The sequence below is a fragment of the Streptomyces sp. NPDC059009 genome, from assembly GCF_042740175.1.
Classification (GTDB): Bacteria; Actinomycetota; Actinomycetes; order Streptomycetales; family Streptomycetaceae; genus Streptomyces.
Genome location: NZ_JBHYJB010000065.1, coordinates 1 through 5,299 on the forward strand (window position 1 = coordinate 1; position 5,299 = coordinate 5,299).

The following is a 5,299-nucleotide window of genomic DNA, read 5'->3' on the forward strand; positions in this document are numbered from 1 at the left end:
CGGCGGCGGTCCGGAGGTCCGGTGTTCTCGGCCGACCGGCGTGCCCGGACGTCCGGCCGGCTCCCGCGCCGAACCGGCTCAGACGTCCAACTCTCCCTCGATGCGCTTGAGTTGGTGGCGGGCCATCGCCAGGTTGGCCGTGCTCTTGTCGAGGGCCAGGTAGAGGAACAGGCCGTTGCCGTTGCGGGATTGGAGGAGGCGGATGAGGTGGTACTGCTCGTTGAGCGTGATGAGGATGTCCTCGATCTCTCCCTTCAGGCCGAGCATCTCCATGGTGCGGGTCTTGGCACGGACGACGTCGGTGTTCCCGGCCGCCGCCACGGACAGGTCGAGATCCTTGCTTCCGCCGAGGGTGCCGAGGGCCATGCCGCTGTTGTAGTCGACGAGGGCCGCTCCCAGCGTGCCCTCGATCGAGGTCATGGCTTCCTTGAGAGCGGTTTCGGTGTTGTACATGTGGCTGTTGCTTCCTTTGCGTCGGTTGGTTTGGCGTGCCTGGGGAGGCGTCATGGAGTGCCTCTTTCCGGTGGGATGTGCGGGGTTGGGGGATACGGGGACGGCGCTGCTCACAGGGCCTGGAGGGCGCTGCGCAGCCGGAGGAGCAGGTCCGTGTCGGGCGGGGCGAAGGCCATGCCCGACGACGGCTGCTCGGAGGCGGGCGACAGGGTGGCCGGAGGGGCCGGGGCGGCCGGAGGAGCCGGGGCGGCCTCGGGAGACCGGGGGACGGCGGGAGGCGCGACGCTCTCGGGCGACCGGCGGACGGCGAGAGGCGGGACGGCCTCCGGCTGCCGTGCGGCGGTGGCGGGCGGAGCGGCCTCCGGCTGCCGTGCGGCGGGCGGCGGTGGGGCAGGGAGGTCCACGAGCCCCGCGCGGGCGAGGCGGTGCAGATCGAGCAGGACGTGGAAGGCGGGGCGGCCGAGGAGCCGGGCGAGCTGGGCCGGGGTGCGGGTGCCGTCGGCGAGTTCGAGCAGCGCGTGCCGGCGCGGCGGCACGAGGGTGCCCGGCGGGGGCGGGCGCCGCAGTGGCTGTGCGGTGCCGCTGGACAGGTCGGGTGCCAGGCCGTCGAGAAGGAGTCGGCGGCGCCGGGTCTCCTCCTCGACCCGCGCCGCCGGCAGAGGGTTCGGGACGCGGATCGCCGGGGCCGCTCCCGCGCGGAAGGACGGGGGTTCGGTGCTGGGCGCGAGGGCGAAGAACGCCGCGTCCAACACGGCGGTCAGCAGGCAGACTTCGAGCTCGCCGCAGGAGACGCGGCCGCTGTCGACCAGGAGCCGGGCGAGCGGGCGGCGCGGTCCGGAGCGCGACAGGAGCCGGTCCCAGTCCGTGCGCGGCAGCCGGTCGCCGGCCGTGAGCAGGACGTCGATGCCGGGGGCGGCGGGGCTCTCGGCGTGGACGACCCCGCCGTCGGCGAGGTAGAGGGTTCCGGTGGCGAACCGCAGCGCTCCGGTGGCGCGTTGCCGGGCGTGGCGCAGGAGCGGGGAGAACCGGGTGGGCAGGGGGGCTTCCGGGGCGGGGGCGAGTGTCGTCATTCGAGGACCAGGTGTTCGGCGGCCTTGTGCAGGCGCAGGCGGGCGACAGCGAGGTTGCCTTGGCTCCGGTCGAGCCACAGGTGCAGGAAGACGCTGGTGTCCCGGGCGGTGTCGACGAAGCGCAGCAGGTGGTAGTTGGTGCGCGTGGTGACCATGAGGTCCTCCACGACGGCGCCCCTCGCCGCGCGCCCGGGGGCGGGGTTCGGGGGCGCGGGGGCGCCTTTCGGGCGCTCGCGCGGATGCACGAGCGTGGCGGCAGCGGCGGGCACCGCGGTCACGTCGTTCACGGCGGTCACGTCGTTCACGGCGGTCACGTCGTTCACCGCGGTCACGGCGAGCTGGAAGGTGGTGAACTCCGCTGCGATGCGGGCCAGTTCGGCCGTCTCCGCCGTGGTCTTCTCCGGCAGCCCGTGGGGCGGATTCCCGGCGGCGCCGAGCGCGAAGCCGGACGTCCAGTCCACGAGGGACGCGCCGCGCGCGCCCGGCAGGGCCATGAGTTCACACAGACATGCGTCAATACCCGGCACTTGGTGCCCCCTCCCCGGTGATACGCCACGGTCAGCGCCTCGCCGTGACGCGGAGGTTATGCAGAGAGCGGGGCCCTCCGGGGCAACTGGCGCCTTCCAGCGCAACATGCCCGCGGTTGACGGACACGTGTCCGGTCATGCCCCCTTCCGTGCCGCAAAGGGTCACCACGGCGGACGCGACCCCGCGCGCGGACCGGACGGCACCGCGCTCGCCGACGGTGTGCGCGCTCCCGGCCCGCACACCGCCGCACACCGCGCCACAGGGTGCCCGACCTGCCCCGACGGGAAGAAGCGACCCGCGTACGGGGGTCCGCCACGGCTCCTCGGGACGGGGCGCGAGGGGCCCTGGAACCACCGATCAGAAAGCGGCCCGGGAGCACCAGGCCCCGCCACCTTCCATCACATTGCGTGAGCGGGGCGGGGTGCGCCTCGCCGGTTGGTAGACATACCCCCGCGATGCCGGAGACCGGCATGCGCACGCAACATCTGACACACCCTCAACCTGCCTGTGCGAGCTGGCTGTTGCACCGCGTCACGGTGCACTTCCGCCCCCGCCGGCGGCTGAGGGCCGGGCAAGGGGCGGGAAGCGATGACGGACGTGCGTGGGCTGGTCGATCCGGCAGGATACGGGACCCTCGCGCGCGCCCTCGCCGAGTGCGCGTCCACCGCCGCCACCGCCCGCATCCGGGTCACGGGGCGCCCGGGCGGCGTCTTCCATCTGCGCGAGGGGCGCGTGATCGGCGTGGACAGCCCCGGCGCACCCGGCCTGGAGGCGCTGCTGCTGCGCTCGGGGCGGGTCGGCGAGACGGAGTGGGCGGCGGCACTCGCCGGGCGGGACACGGATCGCGGGGCGGACCTCGGGCCGAACCCCGGGCCGGAGGCCGGGCTTGTCGCGCGCGGGCACATGGGCGCGGCCGAGCTGCGGGTGCTGTCCATGATGGCCCGGCACGACGCGGCGTTCGCGGTGACGGCGGGCGAACTGACCGAGTGCACCACGGACTTGGGCACGGACGGCACACTCCCGCTCGGCGCCGCGTCGGACGGCTCGACCGACGCGCCCGGCGACCACCGCGCCGACACCCCCCACAACCGGCTCTCCGACGCCCGCCACGACCTCCTCACCGCCGCCCGCTGCGGCGACGAACCGGCCCGCCTGCTGCGCGAGACCCGCAGGCGCCTGGCCGCGCTCGCCGCGTTCCCCCACCCCGTACGGCCGGACCGCGACCGGATGGTGCCCGCCACCGACCAGCTGCCGCCGCCGAGCCTGCCCGCCGTACGCCGGGAGATCCTCAGTCTCTGCGACGGGCGGCGCACGCCCCGCGACATCGCCTTCGCCACCGGCCGCGCGCTCTACTCCGTGACCGTCGAGACCGCGCGCATGCTCGCCGAGCGGCTCCTCGTCCGCGCCAGCCGCGACGCTCCCCCGCCCTGGCCGCGCGAGCGCGCACCGCTGCCCGCCCTCTCCCGCCGCGGCCCCGGCGACCCCGGCGGCCCCGCCTCCCCGGCCTCCCCTGCCGGGCAGGCCCCGCCGGCACCGGGCGCCGAGCGGGACCGGCTGCCCCGCCGCGCCCCCGGTGCCAGCGGCTTCACCGGCGCGCCCACCGAACGCCCCCCACGCACACCAGCACACCGACGCCAAGGGAGCCCAGCGAATGGACCATGAAGAACTCACCGCGTACCTGCGGGAGTTGCGTGAGCGGTGGGCGGGGGTGACCGACTCGGCGGTGGCCGCCGTCGACGGGCTGCTCATCGCGGCCGACACGCAGGAGTCCCTCGACGCGGAGAAGCTGGCCGCGCTGGCCGCCGCCGAGCTCGGCCTGGCACGGCGCGTGACCACGGCCACCGACCGGGGCGCGCTGCGCCGCGCGATCTGCCACGGCAGCCAGGGCCCCGTGGCCATCTACGCCGTCGGCGACACGGCGGTCCTGGTCGTCCTCGGCGACGAGGGCCTCGACCTCGTCCGCCTCCACCAGGAGTCCAAGGCCATCGTCGACCGCGTCGACGCCCTCCTCACAGACAAGGCATGAACACCATGGCGACCAAACGCATCCCCCAGAACTTCTCGGACCAGTGCGTGGCGCTCACCAAGACGCTGCGCGCGGAGACCCCGGACTGCCTCGCCAGCGGCGTCGTCGACATGTCGACCGGCATGCTGCTGGCGTACGAGACCGTCGACAGCCACCCGCCGGAGGTGCTCGACCTGCTGGCGGGCGCGACGCTCGACCTGTTCCAGGGGCGCACCGTCATCATGATCGAGGACGTCTTCAAGGAGCGCAGGGGCGTCACCAACGATCAGCACTACTTCCAGGAGATCCTGGTGAACAGCGACCACCTCACTCACCTCTTCATCCGCATGAACCAGCGACAGGACGTCGTCGCCGTGGCCGTGTGCCGCAAGTCGGTGAACGTGGGGATGCTGTTCGCGCAGTGCCGCCGCGTGGTCAAGGAGTTCACCGGCCTGTGAGGTCCTGAGGGGAGCCGCCCCCCGGGAGGCGGCTCCCCTGCCCGTGGCGCAAACACATCCCTGTGACCAACGCCCCTGCACCAAACGCCAGTTACCTGTGGCGCACCGGCACTCCGGCAGTGCATGGTGGAACGGAGTCGGCGCGACACCGTGCCGCACGGAGCCCGTTCCCGGGCTCAACCGCAGGGAGTGGTGGACATGTCTGCGAACCTCCGGCGCATGTGCGCCTACGCACGCGGCAAGTGATCCCGGCCGGCCGCGCCGACCGCCGACGCACCCCCCTGCTCCAGAACATCGCGATCACTGATCCCGAACCCCTCTGCCCCGCCTGACCGTTCGGCTCCGATCGCCCTCTCGTGCATCGCCTCCATCGGCCTCCGGCCCTTCCGGATCCGTAGCTCTGCCGGATCCGCATCCGCCCGGACCAGCTCTCGCTCCGGCCAGCCCCTGGAGGATCGCCATGACCACCACACTGATCCAACTCGCCGTCGTCACGCCCCAGATCCTGCTCGTCGCCGTGATCGTGCTCGCCACGACCTTCCTTCTCGCGCTCTGCATCGCGCTCCGCGGCACCGCCCCCGAGGAGCGCGCGACGGTCTTGCGCGCGTTCGCCCAACTGCTGCCCGTGCGGCGCAGATAGACACAGATGGACGCAGATGGACGCAGCTGGGCGCGGAGAGCGGGCAGCGGGAGAGGGGCGCCTCCGACTGGATGGGGCCCGCCCGGGGGGGGGGCGCCGCCGCCGGCGGAGAGGCCGGCCCGGAAGATCCCGGACACCCCGGGGA

The 5,299-nt window shown here is 73.9% G+C and carries 7 protein-coding genes; 4 read left to right on the top strand and 3 right to left on the bottom strand.

Annotated elements, in window-relative coordinates; translation table 11 throughout:
- Positions 1-78: 78 nt before the first annotated feature.
- The 3 genes from ACFWYM_RS41750 to ACFWYM_RS41760 form a co-directional block, all read right to left on the bottom strand.
- A complete protein-coding gene (locus tag ACFWYM_RS41750; RefSeq protein ID WP_384849941.1) occupies positions 79-453 on the bottom strand; it encodes a hypothetical protein in 375 nt (124 codons plus the stop codon).
- 110 nt (positions 454-563) lie between these two features.
- Complete coding sequence (locus ACFWYM_RS41755; RefSeq protein WP_384849944.1) at positions 564-1,523, bottom strand: transcriptional regulator; 960 nt, start codon at positions 1,521-1,523, stop codon at positions 564-566.
- Positions 1,520-2,050, bottom strand: a complete 531-nt coding sequence (locus tag ACFWYM_RS41760; RefSeq protein WP_384849947.1) for a hypothetical protein — start codon at positions 2,048-2,050, stop codon at positions 1,520-1,522. Before ACFWYM_RS41760 ends, ACFWYM_RS41755 begins: the two co-directional genes overlap by 4 nt.
- 589 nt (positions 2,051-2,639) lie before the next feature.
- On the opposite strand from ACFWYM_RS41760, the gene ACFWYM_RS41765 reads away from it, so the two are divergent.
- The 4 genes from ACFWYM_RS41765 (at position 2,640) to ACFWYM_RS41780 (ending at position 5,154) form a co-directional block, all read left to right on the top strand.
- Positions 2,640-3,713, top strand: a complete 1,074-nt coding sequence (locus tag ACFWYM_RS41765; protein WP_384849950.1) for a MarR family transcriptional regulator — start codon at positions 2,640-2,642, stop codon at positions 3,711-3,713.
- Complete coding sequence (locus ACFWYM_RS41770; protein WP_384849953.1) at positions 3,703-4,077, top strand: roadblock/LC7 domain-containing protein; 375 nt, start codon at positions 3,703-3,705, stop codon at positions 4,075-4,077. The genes ACFWYM_RS41765 and ACFWYM_RS41770 overlap by 11 nt, the downstream gene beginning before the upstream one ends.
- Positions 4,078-4,082: 5 nt before the next feature.
- Positions 4,083-4,514, top strand: coding sequence for a hypothetical protein (locus ACFWYM_RS41775; protein WP_384850058.1), 432 nt, complete (start codon positions 4,083-4,085; stop codon positions 4,512-4,514).
- Between the two features lie 460 nt (positions 4,515-4,974).
- On the top strand, positions 4,975-5,154 hold the full coding sequence (locus tag ACFWYM_RS41780; protein WP_384849956.1) for a hypothetical protein: 180 nt from the start codon (positions 4,975-4,977) through the stop codon (positions 5,152-5,154).
- The last annotated feature ends 145 nt before the right edge of the window (positions 5,155-5,299 follow it).

What these genes read in the sequence shown, in the direction of transcription:
- ACFWYM_RS41765 (WP_384849950.1), top strand. Translation starts at nt 2,640, where the DNA reads ATGACGGACGTGCGTGGGCTGGTCGATCCGGCAGGATACGGGACCCTC.
- ACFWYM_RS41780 (WP_384849956.1), top strand. Translation starts at nt 4,975, where the DNA reads ATGACCACCACACTGATCCAACTCGCCGTCGTCACGCCCCAGATCCTG.
- ACFWYM_RS41750 (WP_384849941.1), bottom strand. Translation starts at nt 453, where the DNA reads ATGTACAACACCGAAACCGCTCTCAAGGAAGCCATGACCTCGATCGAG.
- ACFWYM_RS41775 (WP_384850058.1), top strand. Translation starts at nt 4,083, where the DNA reads ATGGCGACCAAACGCATCCCCCAGAACTTCTCGGACCAGTGCGTGGCG.
- ACFWYM_RS41770 (WP_384849953.1), top strand. Translation starts at nt 3,703, where the DNA reads ATGGACCATGAAGAACTCACCGCGTACCTGCGGGAGTTGCGTGAGCGG.
- ACFWYM_RS41755 (WP_384849944.1), bottom strand. Translation starts at nt 1,523, where the DNA reads ATGACGACACTCGCCCCCGCCCCGGAAGCCCCCCTGCCCACCCGGTTC.